This window comes from Stakelama pacifica, assembly GCF_004361835.1.
In the GTDB taxonomy this organism is placed as follows: domain Bacteria; phylum Pseudomonadota; class Alphaproteobacteria; order Sphingomonadales; family Sphingomonadaceae; genus Sphingomonas; species Sphingomonas pacifica.
In genome coordinates this window covers 238,911-255,719 of the sequence record NZ_SNWD01000003.1, presented here as the reverse complement: position 1 = coordinate 255,719, position 16,809 = coordinate 238,911, and the positions used below count along the sequence as shown (strand labels likewise).

Annotated in this window: 17 protein-coding genes and 1 tRNA gene; 13 read left to right on the top strand and 5 right to left on the bottom strand. The window is 62.1% G+C overall.

Going from position 1 to position 16,809, the window contains the following annotated elements; translation table 11 throughout:
- The first annotated feature begins 49 nt into the window (after window positions 1-49).
- The 6 genes from EV664_RS07020 to xth all read left to right on the top strand — a co-directional run bounded on the left by EV664_RS07020 (window position 50) and on the right by xth (window position 6,560).
- Window positions 50-2,719 (top strand): bifunctional [glutamine synthetase] adenylyltransferase/[glutamine synthetase]-adenylyl-L-tyrosine phosphorylase, encoded by a 2,670-nt coding sequence (locus EV664_RS07020; protein ID WP_133494969.1) that lies wholly within the window; start codon window positions 50-52, stop codon window positions 2,717-2,719.
- A gap of 2 nt (window positions 2,720-2,721) precedes the next feature.
- The gene (locus EV664_RS07015) at window positions 2,722-3,195 is read left to right on the top strand and encodes a peroxiredoxin (protein ID WP_373287498.1); all 474 of its coding nucleotides are present in this window, start codon (window positions 2,722-2,724) and stop codon (window positions 3,193-3,195) included.
- Complete coding sequence (locus EV664_RS07010) at window positions 3,192-4,007, top strand: ferritin-like domain-containing protein (RefSeq protein WP_133494967.1); 816 nt, start codon at window positions 3,192-3,194, stop codon at window positions 4,005-4,007. The genes EV664_RS07015 and EV664_RS07010 overlap by 4 nt, the downstream gene beginning before the upstream one ends.
- Window positions 4,008-4,234: 227 nt before the next feature.
- The gene (locus EV664_RS07005) at window positions 4,235-5,254 is read left to right on the top strand and encodes a M23 family metallopeptidase (protein WP_229668143.1); all 1,020 of its coding nucleotides are present in this window, start codon (window positions 4,235-4,237) and stop codon (window positions 5,252-5,254) included.
- Window positions 5,255-5,432: 178 nt separating this feature from the next.
- Window positions 5,433-5,777 (top strand): iron-sulfur cluster insertion protein ErpA, encoded by a 345-nt coding sequence (gene erpA / locus EV664_RS07000; protein WP_133494965.1) that lies wholly within the window; start codon window positions 5,433-5,435, stop codon window positions 5,775-5,777.
- A gap of 6 nt (window positions 5,778-5,783) precedes the next feature.
- Window positions 5,784-6,560 (top strand): exodeoxyribonuclease III, encoded by a 777-nt coding sequence (gene xth, locus EV664_RS06995; RefSeq protein WP_133494964.1) that lies wholly within the window; start codon window positions 5,784-5,786, stop codon window positions 6,558-6,560.
- 12 nt (window positions 6,561-6,572) lie between these two features.
- On the opposite strand, the gene EV664_RS06990 is transcribed toward xth, so the two are convergent.
- Window positions 6,573-7,016 (bottom strand): GtrA family protein, encoded by a 444-nt coding sequence (locus EV664_RS06990; protein ID WP_229668144.1) that lies wholly within the window; start codon window positions 7,014-7,016, stop codon window positions 6,573-6,575.
- A gap of 371 nt (window positions 7,017-7,387) precedes the next feature.
- Between EV664_RS06990 and EV664_RS06985 the strand changes: the two genes are divergently transcribed.
- The 6 genes from EV664_RS06985 (at window position 7,388) to EV664_RS06960 (ending at window position 11,629) form a co-directional block, all read left to right on the top strand.
- A complete protein-coding gene (locus EV664_RS06985; RefSeq protein ID WP_133494963.1) occupies window positions 7,388-7,720 on the top strand; it encodes a hypothetical protein in 333 nt (110 codons plus the stop codon).
- A gap of 260 nt (window positions 7,721-7,980) precedes the next feature.
- Window positions 7,981-8,187, top strand: coding sequence for a 30S ribosomal protein S21 (gene rpsU / locus EV664_RS06980; RefSeq protein WP_007404630.1), 207 nt, complete (start codon window positions 7,981-7,983; stop codon window positions 8,185-8,187).
- A gap of 107 nt (window positions 8,188-8,294) precedes the next feature.
- On the top strand, window positions 8,295-8,858 hold the full coding sequence (locus tag EV664_RS06975) for an FKBP-type peptidyl-prolyl cis-trans isomerase (protein ID WP_133494962.1): 564 nt from the start codon (window positions 8,295-8,297) through the stop codon (window positions 8,856-8,858).
- A gap of 62 nt (window positions 8,859-8,920) precedes the next feature.
- Window positions 8,921-9,130: a hypothetical protein gene (locus EV664_RS06970; RefSeq protein ID WP_133494961.1), complete on the top strand. Its 210-nt coding sequence runs from the start codon at window positions 8,921-8,923 to the stop codon at window positions 9,128-9,130.
- Between the two features lie 121 nt (window positions 9,131-9,251).
- Window positions 9,252-9,578 (top strand): hypothetical protein, encoded by a 327-nt coding sequence (locus EV664_RS19405; protein ID WP_211338481.1) that lies wholly within the window; start codon window positions 9,252-9,254, stop codon window positions 9,576-9,578.
- A 2-nt stretch (window positions 9,579-9,580) separates the two neighbouring features.
- Entirely contained in the window at window positions 9,581-11,629 is a 2,049-nt protein-coding gene (locus tag EV664_RS06960; protein WP_229668145.1) for a glycoside hydrolase domain-containing protein, read from the top strand.
- A gap of 260 nt (window positions 11,630-11,889) precedes the next feature.
- Here EV664_RS06960 and EV664_RS06955 read toward each other — a convergent pair whose 3' ends face one another.
- The 4 genes from EV664_RS06955 to EV664_RS06940 all read right to left on the bottom strand — a co-directional run bounded on the left by EV664_RS06955 (window position 11,890) and on the right by EV664_RS06940 (window position 14,259).
- Window positions 11,890-12,288: a cupin domain-containing protein gene (locus tag EV664_RS06955; protein WP_133494960.1), complete on the bottom strand. Its 399-nt coding sequence runs from the start codon at window positions 12,286-12,288 to the stop codon at window positions 11,890-11,892.
- A 187-nt stretch (window positions 12,289-12,475) separates the two neighbouring features.
- Complete coding sequence (locus EV664_RS06950; protein ID WP_133494959.1) at window positions 12,476-12,682, bottom strand: hypothetical protein; 207 nt, start codon at window positions 12,680-12,682, stop codon at window positions 12,476-12,478.
- A gap of 96 nt (window positions 12,683-12,778) precedes the next feature.
- Window positions 12,779-12,855, bottom strand: a tRNA-Pro gene (locus EV664_RS06945).
- A gap of 102 nt (window positions 12,856-12,957) precedes the next feature.
- Window positions 12,958-14,259, bottom strand: coding sequence for an FAD-dependent oxidoreductase (locus EV664_RS06940; RefSeq protein WP_133494958.1), 1,302 nt, complete (start codon window positions 14,257-14,259; stop codon window positions 12,958-12,960).
- A 248-nt stretch (window positions 14,260-14,507) separates the two neighbouring features.
- Here EV664_RS06940 and EV664_RS06935 point away from each other — a divergent pair, with 248 nt between their 5' ends.
- On the top strand, window positions 14,508-16,796 hold the full coding sequence (locus EV664_RS06935; RefSeq protein ID WP_133494957.1) for a TonB-dependent receptor: 2,289 nt from the start codon (window positions 14,508-14,510) through the stop codon (window positions 16,794-16,796).
- Window positions 16,797-16,809 lie beyond the last annotated feature (13 nt).

Here is a 16,809-nt window from a genome sequence, read left to right as displayed (position 1 = left end):
ATGAATGACCGCGAATATCGACGGACAATATAAGAATCGGGGTGGAGGAATGCAGGCGATATTCGATCGGGCGGTTCGCCATTCACCGTTTCTTTCGATGATTATCAATCGCGAACCGGATTTCGTTTTGGATATCGAAGCGGCGCTGAATGATCCGATCGCGCGAAGCTGGGTCGATGACCCTGAAATGCCGCCGGCGCGACGCCTGCGCATATCCCGGCGTCGTCTGGCACTCGTCACTGCGATCGGCGATCTGTCCGCTCGCTATTCGCTGGAGCGAGTCACCGGGCTGCTGACCGGGTTCGCCGACCGGGCGTTGGATGTCGCGATCCGTACCGCTATTGCAGAGCGCGTCCCCGATGCCGAACCGCGCGGTTTTGTCGCGATTGCGCTCGGTAAGCAGGGCAGCCGCGAGCTCAATTATTCCTCCGATATCGATCCCATATTTCTCTACGATCCGGCGACGCTGCCGCATCGGTCGAACGAGTCGGTCGAGGATGGCGCGGCGCGGATCGCGCGGCGTGTGGTGGAGCTTTTGCAGGCGCGCGACGGTGATGGCTATGTGCTGCGCGTCGATCTTCGGCTGCGGCCCTCGCCCGAGGCGACGCCGCCGGCGCTGCCGGTAGGCGCCGCAATCTCTTATTATGAATCGCAGGCGCTGCCATGGGAGCGTGCTGCGTTCATCCGCGCCCGCGCTACGGCGGGCGATATTGCGCTGGGCGAGCATTTCATCGATGCGATCCAGCCCTTTGTCTGGCGGCGTTCGCTCGATTTCGGCACCATCGGCGAAATCCGCTCGATCAGCAGCCGGATTCGCGATCATTATGACGATGTGCAGCAATTCGGCCCCGGCTTCGACCTGAAGCGCGGGCGCGGCGGGATTCGCGAAGTCGAATTTTTCGCGCAGGTGCATCAGCTGATCCACGGCGGACGGGACGTCGCGCTGAGAGCTCCCGCCACGATGGATGCGCTTGCTGCGCTGGCCGAAGCGGGTTGGATCGGGCAGGAGGATGCATCCATGCTGTCCGATGCGTACCGCCTGCTGCGCACGATCGAGCATCGCGTGCAGATGATCGACGATCGGCAGACGCATCTTCTGCCCGAAAAGCCCGAAGCGCTGGCCAATGTCGCTGCCCTGCACGGGCTGGAAAGCGGCGAAGCGCTGCTCGATCTGCTGCGTCCGCATGTCGCCATGGTCTCCAAACGCTATGACGCGCTCGAAGGGGAGGGCGACAATGCGCTTCCCGCCGATCCGGAAAGGCTGCGCGAGCGGCTGGAGGCGGCCGGCTTTGCCGATGGCGAAGGCGCGGTCCGGCTGATCGACAAATGGCGCGGCAATTCCTATCGCGCGCTGCGCACGGCGGCGGCCAAGGAGGCGATGGAGGCCGCGCTACCCGGACTGGTCGATGCGCTCGCCGCCTCCGCCGATCCGCATGCGGCGCTGCTCCGCCTCGACAAATTACTTACCGGGCTGCCCAGCGCGATCAATTTCTTCCGCCTGCTCGAAGCACAGCCGTCGCTTGCTGCGCTGCTCAGCGCGATCCTTAGCCATGCCCCGACGCTTGCCGATGCGCTGGGGCTTCGTGTGTCGCTGCTCGACGGGCTGATCGATGCCAGCGCGCTCGACCCGGTGGGGGAGGTGCCCGCGCTGATCACCGATATGACCCCGCGCGACCGTAGCGGCGATTATGAAGCGTTGCTCGATCATGTCCGCCGCGTCGTCGGGGAGAAGCGTTTCGCCCTCGGTGCGCAGATCATCGCAGGGGCGAGCGATCCGCTCGCCGTATCGGCGGGCTATGCGCGGGTGGCGGAAGCGGCGATCGAGGTCATCGCACGCGCGACCATCGCGCAGTTTGCGCAGGTCCATGGCACGGTGCCGGGCAGCGAGCTGGTGATCCTCGCGCTGGGTCGGCTCGGGGGCGGTGCGCTCACCCATGCCTCCGATCTCGACCTCATCTTTTTGTTCACCGGCGAACATTCGGCGGAATCGGGCGGTGCCAAGCCATTGGGCGCGGTGATGTATTATAATCGCCTTGCCCAGCGGATCATTGGCGCGCTGTCGGTCGCGACCGCTGCCGGACCGCTTTATGAGGTCGATACGCGGCTTCGTCCGTCGGGCGCGCAGGGGCCGATCTCGGTCTCGCTCGCCGGGTTCGCCCGCTATCAGCGCGAGGACGCCTGGACCTGGGAGCATATGGCGCTGACCCGTGCGCGACCGGTCTTCGGGTCGGACGCAGCGCGCGGCGCAGTTACCCAAGCGATCGACGCAGTGCTGCAGGGCGCCCGGCCGGAAAGGCCGATCGCCGCGGAGGCAGCGCGGATGCGCGAGGAAATGGCAGCCCATAAGCCGCCGCTCGGTCCGCTCGACGCAAAGCTGCTCCCCGGCGGACTGGTCGATCTCGAATTCGCGGTGCATGTGCAGCAGCTTTGCCACCGAAGCGGTTTTTCCACCGATCTCGGCCGGGCGATTGCCGGGCTGATCGAGGCAGGGCTGCTTCCGCCCGCGCTTGCCTCGGCGCATGATTTCCTCACGCGGCTGCTGGTGACGCTGCGCCTCGTCGCGCCCGACGGACAGCCGCCGGCTGAGGCGAGCCGCGCGCTGGTGGCACGCGCGGTGCGTGCCGAAAGCTGGAACGCGATGCTTGCCTCGTTCGACACGACGCGTCAGGAGGTGCGCGATTGCTGGGAGGGCCTGATCCGGCCGACAAAAGGAGAATGACGATGACGATCAGCGAAGGCGATACGCTGCCCGATCTGGAGCTTCAGTCGACGGACGGCGGTACGATCCGGCTATCGGAATATGCGGGCAAGCCGTTCATCCTGTATTTCTATCCCAAGGATGACACGTCCGGCTGCACGCGCGAGGCGCAGGATTTCAGCGCGATGCTGGAAGCGTTTCAGGGGGCAGGCGCGCAAATCCTCGGCGTATCCAAAGACAGCCCGGAAAAGCATCGCAAGTTCATCGACAAATATGACCTCACCGTACCGCTTGCCAGCGATCCCGACGGCACGGTGCTCGAAGCGTTCGGCGCCTGGGTCGAAAAGAATATGTACGGCCGCAAATATATGGGCATCGATCGTTCGACCTTTTTGTTCGACGCGGACGGCAAGCTCGCGCAGATCTGGCGCAAGGTGCGCGTGCCCGGCCATGCCGAAAAGGTGCTCGAAGCGGTAAAGGCGCTCGAACCCGCGTGACCCCCGTTGCCGCCGCTTGCCGTGACGTGCTGCTCCACGCCGACCCCTATGCCAAGGTGAAGGCGGCGCGGGCGGCGGTGCGCGAGTGGCGGCGAGGCAGGCTGTCGCATGATTTCGGCGTCGCGATGCCGGACGAGCCGGGTCGTCCCGAGCATCCCGAACTGCTGCCACCCAACCGCATGCCAAGGCGCGGTCGGGCGGGATCCGAACGCTCGAGGATCGCGCTGCTCCACGCGCTGGCGCATATCGAATTTGTCGCCATCGACCTCGCTTTTGATATGGTCGGGCGGTTCGGCAGGCAGTTTCCGCGCGAATTTACCGATGACTGGCTGTCGGTCGGCGCTGACGAAGCGATGCATTTCGCGCTGCTCGACCGGCGGCTGAGGGCGCTGGGCAGCTGGTACGGCGCGCTGCCGGCGCATGCGGGGCTTTGGGAAGCGGCGAATGGCACTGCGCATGATGCGCGCGCCCGCCTTGCCGTGGTGCCGATGGTGTTGGAGGCGAGGGGGCTGGACGTTACGCCGGAGACGGTCGAGCGAATGCAAGGCAGCGGCGACGAGCCAAGCGCACGCATTTTGCAGCGTATCTATACCGACGAAATTCGGCATGTCGGATTTGGAACAAAATGGTTCGAATTTTCCTGCGAATCGGATCGAATCATGCCCGAAACCGAGTGGCGAATGCTTGTCGCGCGCTATTTCCGCGGGATCGTTAAGCCTCCGTTCAACGACTCAGCGCGTAGCCGGGCCGGTTTAACGCGCGAATATTATGCGCCCCTTGCGAATTTCGCGAAGAACCGACAGGATTTCTGATGTCTGAAGGGCCGCAGGGGCAAGCGGTCCGGGGTCAATCTTGAAATTTGCGGGTGCCGCCACGGCGTTCGCACAATGATCGCCGGGGAATAATGGAAATCACCAACCAGGGTTCGAACGCGTCATTTGCTTCGCGGTTCCGCAATTTTTTTATCACACGCGATTTTATTCTTCATGATGGGCGGGATCTTCGTCGGTTCAGCGTTTCGGGGCATAGCCAGGCACTGATGGCGGGCGTTGCTGCGGTGGCGCTCGGCTTTTCCGGCTATGGCGTGGTGGCTGCAGCGGGCGGGCTGATCGCCGCTACCGACAGCAATTCGCCGGAAGCGAAACTCGCCCGGATGCGCGATCGTGTCGCCGCGATGCAGGCCGATGTCGCAATGGTGAAAAAGGTCGCGGCGCGTCGTGCCGCTGCCGTGGAAAGCCGGCAGAAGCTGATCGCGGCAGTGCTGAGCGGCAAGGGCGATCCGTCCGATTTTGATCTGGCCGCGATGCTGAGCGGAGACGGTGCGTCCAGTCCGCTTGCCGCCGACGCAACAGCGCCGCTGCGCAAAGCGGAAATGCGCCAGGTGGCCTTTGCGGTAAAAGCGCGTCAGGCCGCCGAGGCGCGCTATACTCAAACCGCGCAACAGCTTCGCAAGCTGGGCCTGTCGCCCGAAAAGATTGCGCCGGGTGTCGGCGGACCGTTCGAGCCGATCGATGCGAGCGAGATGAAAGCGAGCAGCGAAGCCGACAAGCAGTTCCATTCGCTGTTCATGGCGTGGAAGAAGCTCGACAGCCTCGAACAGGCAGTGATCTCCATCCCGTCGACCAAGCCGGTGGCGCATGTGACGTTCAGCAGCACGTTCGGCATTCGCCACGATCCGTTGAATGGACATGGTGCGATGCATTCGGGTGTCGATATTCCGGGTCCGCTGGGTACGCCGGTCTACGCTACTGCGGATGGGATCGTCGATCGTGCCGGTCGCGCAGGCGGGTACGGCAATCTGATCGAGATCAATCATGGCCGGGGTATCGAAACCCGCTATGGCCATTTGTCGAAGATCATGGTCAGCGATCATCAGCGCGTGCATCGCGGCGATGTCATCGGCCTGATGGGATCGACGGGGCGTTCGACCGGCAGCCATCTTCATTATGAAGTCCGCATCGACGGGCACGCGGTCAATCCCGAACCCTATCTGGAAAGCGGCACCTATCTCGCTTCGGCGGATGCCGATGCTGCTAAAGGCGGTCCTGCCGAAGACTGATCGCTTCGGACCGGTTCTGAACAAATATCGAAAGGGTGCGTCCGCAAGGCGCGCCCTTTTTTGTGTCGGCGGTGATGTTGCGGGTACAGGATGCGATAGCGGGGTAAGGCAATTAGATCGCTATCGCCGTGACCACGCATTACTTGCCGCCCCGCCTTTCAAATCCTATCTTGCACACATGGCCGATACGCTTCCCCATGACGCTGTTCATCTGACTCCCGCAGCGGCCGCCCGTGTGGCGGCGATTGCGGAGAAACAGGGCAAACCCGCAATGCTTCGCCTGTCGGTCGAGGGCGGCGGCTGTTCGGGGTTTCAATATAAATTCGGCCTCGCCGACACGGTCGAGGCCGATGATATAGTCGCCGATACCGACGGCGTCCGGCTGGTCGTCGATTCGGTGAGTATGGATCTAGTGCGCGGCAGCGCGGTCGATTTCGTCGAATCGCTCGGCGGGGCGGCGTTCCGCGTCGAAAATCCCAATGCAGCCGCGGGATGCGGATGCGGCTCCTCTTTTGCGGTCTGATCGCGCTTGAAGATCGTCAGCTATAATGTGAACGGCATCAAGGCGCGTCTGCCGCGTCTGATCGAATATCTCGATTCCGAACAGCCCGATATCGTCTGTCTGCAGGAGTTGAAATCCTCGGACGAGACCTTTCCCGAATCCGATATTCGCGATGCGGGCTATGGCGCGATCTGGCACGGGCAAAAGGGGTTTAACGGCGTCGCCATTCTTGCCCGCGACGCCGACCCGGTCGAACGCAAGCGCGGGCTGGAAGGCGATCCTGATGATGTGCAGAGCCGGTATCTCGAAGCGGAGGTCGATGGTCTGATCGTTGCGTCGATTTACTTGCCCAACGGCAATCCCGTGCCGGGGCCGAAATTCGAATATAAGCTGGGCTGGTTCGATCGGCTGATCGATCGCGCTTCGGCGTTGCTGGCCGAAGAGCGAGCGGTGGTGCTGGCGGGCGATTATAACGTCATCCCCCATGACGATGATGTATTTTCGGTCCACGCCATGGCGTCCGACGCCTTGATGCAGCCCGAATCGCGTGCCGCCTATCGCCGGCTGGTGGCGCAGGGGTGGACCGACAGCCTGCGTACGCGTTTCCCGCGCGGCGGCGTCTGGACCTTCTGGGATTATCAGGCGGGTGCATGGCAGCGCGATGCGGGATTCCGTATCGACCACCTTTTGCTCAGCCCGCGTGCCGCCGATCGTTTTGCCGATGCAGGCGTGGACAAGCGCTATCGGGGGCTCGAAAAGGCGAGCGATCATGCCCCGACCTGGGTTCGCCTGAACAAGGCATAGCCGGTGTTGCCGCTATAGCTGGTGAAAATTCCACGTCGCATTTAGACAGAAGACGATGATCCCCGCGCCGAGCGAGGCGATCAGCCGGGCAGTCATATAATATATGCCCAGCTCACCATTCAGCACGGTGAACGCGGCCATGATCAGTGCCAGCCCCAGACAGGCATTGGCGAGAAAATAGCAATAGCCGATCAGCAGACCGCGCTCGCTTCCCGGAAAGATCCAGCTTCGGGCCAGACCATAATGGACTGCATTGGCGATAAAAAAGGCGATCGCGATGGCGAGATGCTTGTCGAGCGCCAGCTTCCCGACGAGCAGCCATAACAGCGCGATATCGATGGCGAAGGTCCCTGCCGAGCTGATCGCATTGCGAACGAACATCTGCGATCCGCGCTGGCTGATGAGGCGGGCGAACAGGCTTTTTCTGCGCGACAGGGTCAGGCTTGGGACGGACACGCGCGCTCAACGGAGCAGGACAAGGCTGGTTTCACCGCAGGACCTTTGCCGCGAAAAAAATACGAACGGCGAAGAACGCTTTAACCCGAATCATCAATGTCTTGCCGCCCCACCTCACCGCGGCGACCCGTGGCGTTTACGGCACATTTCATCCGTTTTGATGCAAAGGCGAAATCGTTAGTAGTTTGTAATGATTTCCTGTGATACCTCGCCGGCGTTCACCGGATTTGGGCTTTTTGCGCGGTTTTCGGGGGGCGGTGTCATAGTGGTTCGACCGTTGCAGATATGTCAAAACGCGCCGGTTAATCGCTGATCGGCTGGATTTGTCTGCTCAGGTCATTGAACTGCAGCATATATGATGCGTTAATGGGATGGTCTGCCACACCCGGTTTTCCGGAAGGCTGCTTTTTGGCCGAGTGGCGGATTTTGTTGATCAAGGGGAGACGATGATGAAGATCATTCGTACGTTTATGGTTTCGGGCGCAGTTGCGGGCATGCTCGCTTCGTCGGCCGCTATGGCTGCTGCACCGTCGGCTCAGGCTTCGGTGACCAAGGCTTCTTCGAACGTTCGCGCTTCGACGAAGCTGAACAAGAAGAGCGATATTGCCGGTTCGGCAATCATTCCGCTCGTCATCGCGGCAGGCATCGTTGCTGGTGGCGTTATCGTCGCTACGGACGATGACGACACGCCCGACAGCAACTGATCTCGTCTTTTTAAGACGTGACAGGGAAAGCCGTCTGCCGAACGCAGGCGGCTTTTTCATTTATAAGCCGTAAATTTGCAGAGTTCGCCGCACATGATCTGCGCATCCCGGCCCTGCATACCAGTGCGGCTTTTTGTGAAACCGGACGGTTTTGCTTGATTTTGGTCAGGAATCACCCTATCTCGCTCACCTGCGCTTGAAACGGGTGTTTCCGGCGACCCTTTTCTATTGAATAGTAAGATTCGGAGTCAGACGGCTTTATGCAAATCATCGTTCGCGACAACAACGTCGACCAGGCACTGCGCGCGCTCAAGAAGAAGCTGCAGCGTGAGGGCGTGTATCGCGAAATGAAGCTTCGCCGTCACTATGAAAAGCCGAGCGAAAAGCGCGCTCGCGAGCGTGCGGCAGCGGTTCGGCGTGCCCGCAAGCTGGAGCGTAAGCGCGCTGAGCGCGACGGCGCACGGTAATTGCGCCGGGCGAAGCTTTTTCAGGGTTCGCCATTCTTTTTGCGCCAGTCTCTTTGCGAAAGTAAGCGGGGCGCGACGTTCGCCCCGCCTCTTTACAGGAAATCGCTATGTCCGTGACCGCCGTGCCTATTGCGCCCGTAAAGCGCAGCTATCTTGTCTGGCTCTGGATCGGCATTGTCGTCGCGGTTCTGGCGGGGGCGGCGCTTGCTTTTGCAGCGCCTTCCGATCCCAATGCTGACTGGCTCGCGCGCAATGCGCGTCAGCCGGGCGTGCAGACGACCGAATCGGGGCTTCAGTATCAGGTGCTGGAAGCGGGCAAGGGGTCGACCCCAACCGATGAAGACGTCGCTCTCGTCAATTATGAGGGCAAGCTGACCGACGGCACCAGTTTCGATTCGGGTAAGCAGACGCCGCTGCCCGTAAACGGCGTGGTGCCGGGTTTCGCCGAAGCGCTCAAGATGATGCCGAAGGGCTCCAAATACCGCTTCTGGATCAAGCCCGAACTTGCTTATGGCGATACCGCCCAAGGCCCCATTCCGGCCAATTCGATCCTCGAATTCGATGTCGATATGATCGATTTTCTTCCGGAAGCCTATCTCCGCCAGATGCAGATGATGCAGCAGATGCAGGGCGCGCAGCCGGGCCAGAACCAGACCGCTCCCGGACAATAAGTTGCGGCTTGTTGCGACCGGGGCGGTGGGCGATCGAGAGCGACTAATATAGCGCTCGGATTGTGAGAATTCTTACCGGGCACGGTTCGAAGCGGGTGGGCGTCCCGATCGACCACGATACCATTAGGCGCAAGGGGCAGGGGCGCGAACTGATCGAACAGGCACTGCCCTATCAGCTGCGCGCCGAAACCAGCTATGCGTTCGGCGAAGACGGAGTGCGCTGCACAATCTCGCTCCCGACATCGGCGCGCACCTTCGAAGAGCGCGAATAGGGGGGGCATCGGTTCCGGCGCGACTTTTGTCCGACACGCCGCGTCGTTCGATTCACCCGGTTCAGTCCGGGGAGCGCGGGCGACGCCTTCGCTTTGGGTTCTCACGCAAATGGGATACCCCATGAAGGCAGTAGTCTGGCACCGCGTCGGCGGCATTCGCATGGACGACGTCCCCGAACCCCAGATCCGCGAACCTGCCGATGCGGTCATTCGGCTGACCTCCTCGGCGATTTGCGGTACGGACCTGCACTTTGTGCGGGGCAGCTTTGCCGCCGGCGGAACCAGCCCTTTTCCGGGCTGGTATATGGTGAGGCGTACGATCCCGCAATCGCACGAACTCGGCTATCAACCAGGCGCTATCGGTCGGCGGCTTTCACCCCATGACCTTGGATTCCACCCATCGTCACTATCGCTGCGACACGATCCGCGCGATCCGCTAGACCCCTGACGATGATCACTGCCCTGCTTGCGCTGGCCGCTTTGTCTCCCGCCCAGCTCGCCCCCGTCGGACCGGCGGCAACTCCCGCCGATCTGGTCGATCCCTTTGTCGGCACGATGGGCGATTCGGGACAATTGACTCCGGCGGCGAACGTGCCGTTCGGGATGGTCCAGCTTGGCCCGGATACCGAGCCGCACAACCATAATGGCTATGCATTCAGCGCACCTGTCCTGCTCGGCTTTTCGCACACCCGCGCGATCGGGGTGGGCTGCGGCGGGGCGGGTGGCGATCTGATGATCTCGCTTGATTATGTCGGAGCGCCAGCAGCCGCGCCGATCACCGAGGCAAGCCAGAGCGCGCAGGCGGGACGATATTCGGTCCGCTATGGCGACGATATAGCGGCACAGATGACCGCGACACGCGGCGCGGGAATGCTGCGCTTCACGTTGCCCAGGGCCGGGCAGGTCCTGCTGCGCCTTGATGGCGGGCATAGCTATACCACCCGTCACGCCACGCGCTGGCTGACGAGCGGCGCGAACGATGTCCGTGCTCAGCTAAGCGCGGGTACGGTATGCGATCAGGGCGTCTATACGATCTACACCGCGAGCAGCGTCACCCGCAACGGCCACCCGATCGATACCGCGCTGACGGCGCAGGGCGCGGGCGTGATGGCGCTGCCGATGACTGTCGCTGCGGGCGATGTGATCGAGGTCCGCACCGGCCTGTCGAGCGTCGATACCGACGGCGCGGCGCTGGTGCGCGACACCGAACTCGGCGACCGGTCGTTTGACAGCGTCGCCGCGGCTGCGCGCGATGCCTGGAATGAAGCGCTAGGGCGCGTGTCGGTCGACGGCCCCTGGCAGCAGCGAGCCTTATTCTATACCTCGCTGTTCCGCGTCTTCGCCACGCCGGTCGCGATCGACGATCCCGACCGCCGCCATCGCGAAAGCGACGGGCGGATCGCAACGTCAGCGCCGGGAACGACCCGCTATGCCAGCTGGTCGCTCTGGGACAATTACCGCACCCAATTGCCGCTTCTGGCACTGCTTCAGCCCGAGCGCAGCGCCGATATCGCCCGTTCGCTCGTCGCGCTCTACGCAGCGGGCAAGCCGCAATGGGCGAGCGCGCACGAACCCTTTATCACGGTGCGGACCGAACATGCGGGAATCGCGCTGCTCGATATGCGGCGAAAGGGGATTGACGGATTCGACGCTCAGGCCGCGCTGCGCGGCATGGCAGCTGATAGCGACCGGCTGGAACGCAGCACCCCCGATCAGCAGATCGAGGCGGCGTATGACGACTGGGCCACGGGGCAGCTTGCGCGCGATCTGGGCGATGCCGATCTTGCCGCGCGCTTTCTCGACCGCGCGCATGGCTATCGCGCGATGTGGCGCCGGGTGTTCGAACCGCTGGGCGCCGATGCCGATGTGGTGAAGGCGCATGGCCTGTATCAGGGAACGCTGTGGCAATATCGCTGGGCGCCGATATTCGATCTCGACTGGATGGAAGCGACGCTGGGGCGCGACACCATGCTTGCCCAGCTCGATCAATTCTTCGACGCCAATCTGTTCAACATGACGAATGAGCCGGATATTCAGGTGCCCTGGTTTTTCGCGGCGCTCGGCCGTCCGCAGCCGACGGCGGATCTGGTCCACACGATCCTTACGCAGCCCATCGCGCATCCCTATGTCAACAGCCGCAAGCGCGCTCAGCCCTTTATCGGCCCCAGCTTCGCGCTCGCGCCGGAAGGGTTTGCCGATGGGATGGACGATGATGCGGGCGCGATGACATCCTGGTACGTCTTCGCCTCGCTCGGGCTCTACCCGCTGGTGCCGGGCGAGCCCTGGTATGTCGTGACGACGCCTGCCTTCCGCCATGCACGCGTGCAGGTTGCGCCGGGACGAACGCTCAATATCGAACGCTCCGGTCCCGCCGATGGGCACGTCGTGAGCGCATCCTTTAACGGCCAGCCGCTGCGCGATTTTCGCCTCACCCATCAGCGGCTGATCGCGGGCGGTACTCTGATCGTCCGAACAGAGCGTGCCACAGCTGTGGATTAGAGCCGGGTTGACAAAAGGAATCCCCAAATCAGCCGCACGTCCCTTAAAGCGGACCATTGTTCAGGGCAGAGCGTCGGACGCGATGGGCGGAAAGCGGCCTTTCCGTTTTAATCAGAACCGGGGCGACGTCCGCCGTTCGTTTTGCCAAACCAAGGTCCTGGCGTTTGCTCCAACCTCGCTCAGAACCTGTGACGACGCGTTCGGATCGCCAATAGCCACGGGACTTCGGGGTATTGCGAAGAAAATGAAGAAAATGGTCGCTAGCTAAGCTGTTCCTCCAGGCTTCGCGTGCGGGACGTCATCTCCTCACCGGTATGTTTTGTCGAGGCGGGCTCGATCAGCAAAACCCAGCATTCCTCCTGCGCGATAGGATTGTGGCGGACGCCGCTCGGTACAGTGAGGAAATCGCCCGCCTTGAGATCGACGGCTTCATTCTCAAACTCGATCCGCAGCGAGCCTTTGACGATGTAGAACAATTCATCCTGCCCATCGTGCGCGTGCCAGACGAATTCGCCTTTCAGCTTCGCAGCCTTGAGAAGCTGATCGTTAACCTGACCGATCACTTTCGGTGACCAATAGTCAGTTACACGATCAAACGCCGTAGCAAGCGTAGTTGGCGATAGCACTCGAACCTCCAGGATAGGGCGGATCGAATTCATATCTGCCCCTTGATCGAAGCCATCATACACACCGATCGTGCGGCAGCAATCGGGGCGCCGCTGAGTCGGTAAGAACGACCGCAAGCGTCGCGAGGAAGTCCTTGCGCTCGATATCGGGGAAGAGATCGCGAAGCTGCCGCTTCCTGGCGATGGACGCGGCCCTTCTCGCGCTATTTCTGGATAAGGTTCACCCCGCGACCGTATAACGCGGTGCCGTCGTCCACATGGCGACGCCGCGCAGTCGCGAGGCGGCGCTGCCCCAGGGATCGTTTCGGGGTACGAAAGCGGCCTTGGGGACATGGCCGATGATCGTGAAGAACACGCCGAGTGCTTCGCACCGGCGGACGAGATAGAAGAAAAAGTATCCGCGCCGAGCCAGTTCGGGATGCTTCATCGCATGCACGTCCGTGTACAGCGAGGGGAACACTCCGGGGTGCAGAGTCTCTCCTCAAGAGAGGATTGAACGTGTTTTCAATGATTTCGCAATAAATGGTCGGGGAGAGAGGATTCGAACCTCCGGCCCCTGCCTCCCGAAGGCAGTGCTCTACCAGGCTGAGCTACTCCCCGACGGAGTCCGGTTCACGTAACGCTTTCGGGAGCGAACCGGCTTGAGCTTGGAGGCGCGCCTATACAAAGCGATTTGGGGGTGCGCAAGCACTGTCTTGCACTTTATCCGTTTCTTGCCCCCAAAAGCGCTTCGATCGAGGTGAATTTCTCGCGCGGGCTGCCGGTTCGGGCGTTGGCGATCTCTGCCGCATCGATTTTCTGCCAGTCGCGAAAGGTGACGGGTTCGACGCCGCGTTCGCTGAGCAGCGAATCGAGCGCAGGGCGTCCCGGCTTGCCGCTGTCGTCGCCGATATCCGCCGCGATCTTTCCGACGATCGCATAGCCGTCGGGGCGATTGGTGCCGATCGTGCCGCTCGGCCCGCGCCGCGCCCAGCCCACGGCGTACAGGCCCGGGGCGACCCGTCCTTCGTCATTCGCGAAGCGTCCGGCGCGCGAATCATAGGGCACGCCGGGCAGCGGCGGGGTGCGATAGCCGATACAACTGATCACCAGCCCGGCGGGGAGGGGGTAGATATCGCCCGTGCCCTCTACCTTGCCGTCCTCGCTGATCCGCGTGCGTTCGACCAGCACGCGCTCGGCCCGGCCATCGCCCTCGATCGCAACGGGACGAGCGAAGAAATCGAAGGTGATGCGCAGCGGCTTGTCGGTCGGCTCCGCCCCGGCGAAGGCGCGCAGATGCCCGACCGCCTTGCGCTGCCCCTGATCCAGTCCGGCGTCGCGCTCAACCGGCGGCAGGTCGTCGGGATCGACCCGGACGCTCGCGCGCGTCAGGCTGCCCAGCTCACCGAGCTCTTTCGCGGTCATCGCAATTTCGTGCGGCCCGCGCCGGCCGAGAAGGGTGATCGAATCGATCCTCGCATCGGCGAGCGACGCGAGCGCATGACTGACAATGTCCGAACCTTCGAATTCGGTCTCCGCGCGGGCCAGCACGCGCGCGACATCCAGCGCGACATTGCCGTTGCCGATCACCACCGCGCCCGGCCCGTCGAGCGGCGGCGCCAGATCGGCGAAATCAGGATGGCCGTTATACCAGCCGACAAAGGCCGCCGAACCGATCACGCCGGGCAGGTTGGCGCCCGGAATGTCGAGCGGTTTGTCGGCAGGCGCGCCGGTTGCCAGCACGACTGCGTCGTACAGCTCGCGAAGTTCGTCGACGCTGATGTGCTCACCCACCGAAATATTGCCGACGAAGCGGACATTGTCGGTCAGCGCGGTCTTTTCATAACGGCGGGCGACGCCCTTGATCGATTGATGATCAGGCGCAACGCCTGTTCGAATGAGGCCGAAGGGGACCGGCAGCCGGTCGATGATATCGACGCGCACATCCTCGCCGAACTGCTTCTGCGCTGCTTCTGCGGTATAGTAACCGGCGGGGCCGGACCCGATGACGGCGATATGGCGCATGGCAGTCTCTCCTTTTGACCGCGAGCCTATCCCGATGCGGGGCCGGAAGCCACTGCAAACCGGCCAAAATGCACGATGCGACGGGCGAAGCGCTGTTTGTCACCAAAGCGCCACAATAGCGGCCTAGCGGCGCGAATTGCGGGGGGCGGGAAACCGACTTTTAGAAATAAGGCAAGCGGCGCGTGTCGGCGAAAGAATCGCCGATATCTGCCTCGCCCTGCGCATGACTAATGCAGGGAGCATCATCAATGACAGTTTCAAAGGGTATCCGGTCGCGATTGCTGGTCGGGGCGGCTTTTGCCGCGATCGTGATGCCGGGTGCAGCGTTCGCGCAGGACGTGGCGCCGGAAGACGGGTTGCAGGACATCGTCGTCACGGCGGAGCGGCGGCCGGAAAATCAGCAGGACGTGCCGCTTTCGGTGGCGACGATCAGCGGTTCGACGCTGCGCGATTTCACTGCATCGGGCGACGACACGCTGCTGGCGCTGTCGGGCAAGCTGCCCAACGTCTATGTCGAAACGACCACCGGGCGCATTTTCCCGCGCTTCTACATTCGCGGGCTGGGCAATAACGATTTCTACCTCGGCGCGTCGCAGCCGGTATCGATCATTCAGGACGATATCGTGCTGGAGCATGTCGTTCTGAAATCGAACCCCGTTTACGACGTGGCGCAGATCGAAGTGCTGCGCGGGCCGCAGGGATCGCTGTTCGGCCGCAACACCACAGCGGGCATCATCAAATTCGACACGATCCGCCCGAGTGAGGAATTTACCGGTCGCGCCAGCGCCAGCTATGGCAGCTATAACAGCGTCAATATCGACGCGGGCGTGGGTGGTCCGATTATTGAGGGCAAGCTTGCGTTTCGCCTCTCGGCGCTGCTTCAGCACCGCGACAACTGGGTCGACAATCGCTTCGAAGGGCCAAGCGATGACGGCACCCGCGTTCCGAAAAAAGATGCGATGGGCGGCTTTGACGAGCGCGACGTGCGGCTTCAGCTGCTTGCGACGCCGACCGAGAATTTCTCGCTGCTTGGGTCGGTCCATGGCCGCTGGTATGACGGCACCTCGACGCTGTTCCGTCGTGCCGGCCTGACCAAGGGATCGAACAAGATCACCAACGCGCCGTGGAAACAGGTGCGTTTCGATGAGGCGGACAACAACCCGCAATCGTACGACACCTATGGCGGTTCGATTCATGCCGACTGGGATTTCGGCGGCGTAACGCTGACGTCGATCACCGGCTATGAAACCACTTCGGGCTATAGCCGCGGCGATACCGATGGCGGCGCGGCAGCCGATTTCGGCGGGGTCGGCTATGGCGAATCGATGGGCCAGATCCGCGACCTCGACCAGTGGACGCAGGAACTGCGCCTTGCCAGCAACGGCGATGGCGCATTGAAATGGCAGGTCGGCGCCTTTTATTTCGATTCGCGCGACATCACCGATTTCTATCAGCGCGCCTATTTTCTGGAAGGTGCGGCGAACAACCCGAACAACTGGGTGCGGCTGCATAACGTCAACACCAGCTGGTCGCTCTTCGGTCAGGCAAGCTATCGCGTCGCGCCGAAGCTGACGATCACCGCCGGTGCGCGCGTTACCGAAGATACCAAGACGACGGACCTGCTGAAGACCGCCGACCGTGCCGACGGCACGGTGACCTATAATGGTCGCCGCCATGTCCGGCTGAGCGATACCAAGCCAAGCTGGGATGTCAGCGCGCTGTATGAAGTGAACCCCGATCTCAGCCTGTATGCGCGCGTCGCCAAGGGCTTTCGTGGTCCGACGATTCAGGGGCGCTCGGCAGTGTTCAATTCCGACTTCACCACTGCCAATTCGGAAACCATCCTGTCGTGGGAAGCGGGTCTGAAGAGCCAGTTCTCCAACCGGCTGCGCTTCAACCTGACGGGTTTCTATTACACGGTCGACGATATTCAGCTGAACGGCAACGATGCAAACGGCAACGGCGTGCTGCTGAACGCAAACAAGGCAAAGGCCTATGGGATGGAAGCCGAGCTGGAATGGCACCCGGTTCGCAATCTTGCCATCACCGGTGGGCTCAGCCTGCTCCACACCGAAATCGACGACAAGAATGTCGAGGTACAGACCTGCGCCTTTGGTGGTCAGATGGTGTGCACGGTCGAAGATCCGTTCCGCCAGATCACGCTGTTCGGTTCGCCTGCATTCCTTGCAAAGATCGACGGCAACCCGCTGCCCAATGCGCCCGAATATAACGCCAATATTCAGGCGCGCTACGATGTGCCGGTCAGCCGGGATGGTGCGATGTTCATCGCGACCGACTGGAATATTCAGGGCTATACCAGCTACGTCCCCTATGAGAGCGTCGAGTTTACTTCGAACGGCAATTTCGAGGGCGGCCTGCGCATCGGCTATCGCGGCGGCAATGGTGCATGGGAAGCGGCGATCTTTGCCCGCAACATCACCAACGAGAAGAATCTGAAGGGCGTTATCGAAAATTACATGGCCGCAGTTCTTAACGAACCGCGCGTCATCGGCGTTTCGCTGACCGGCGGTTTCTGATCGGAAATGATTG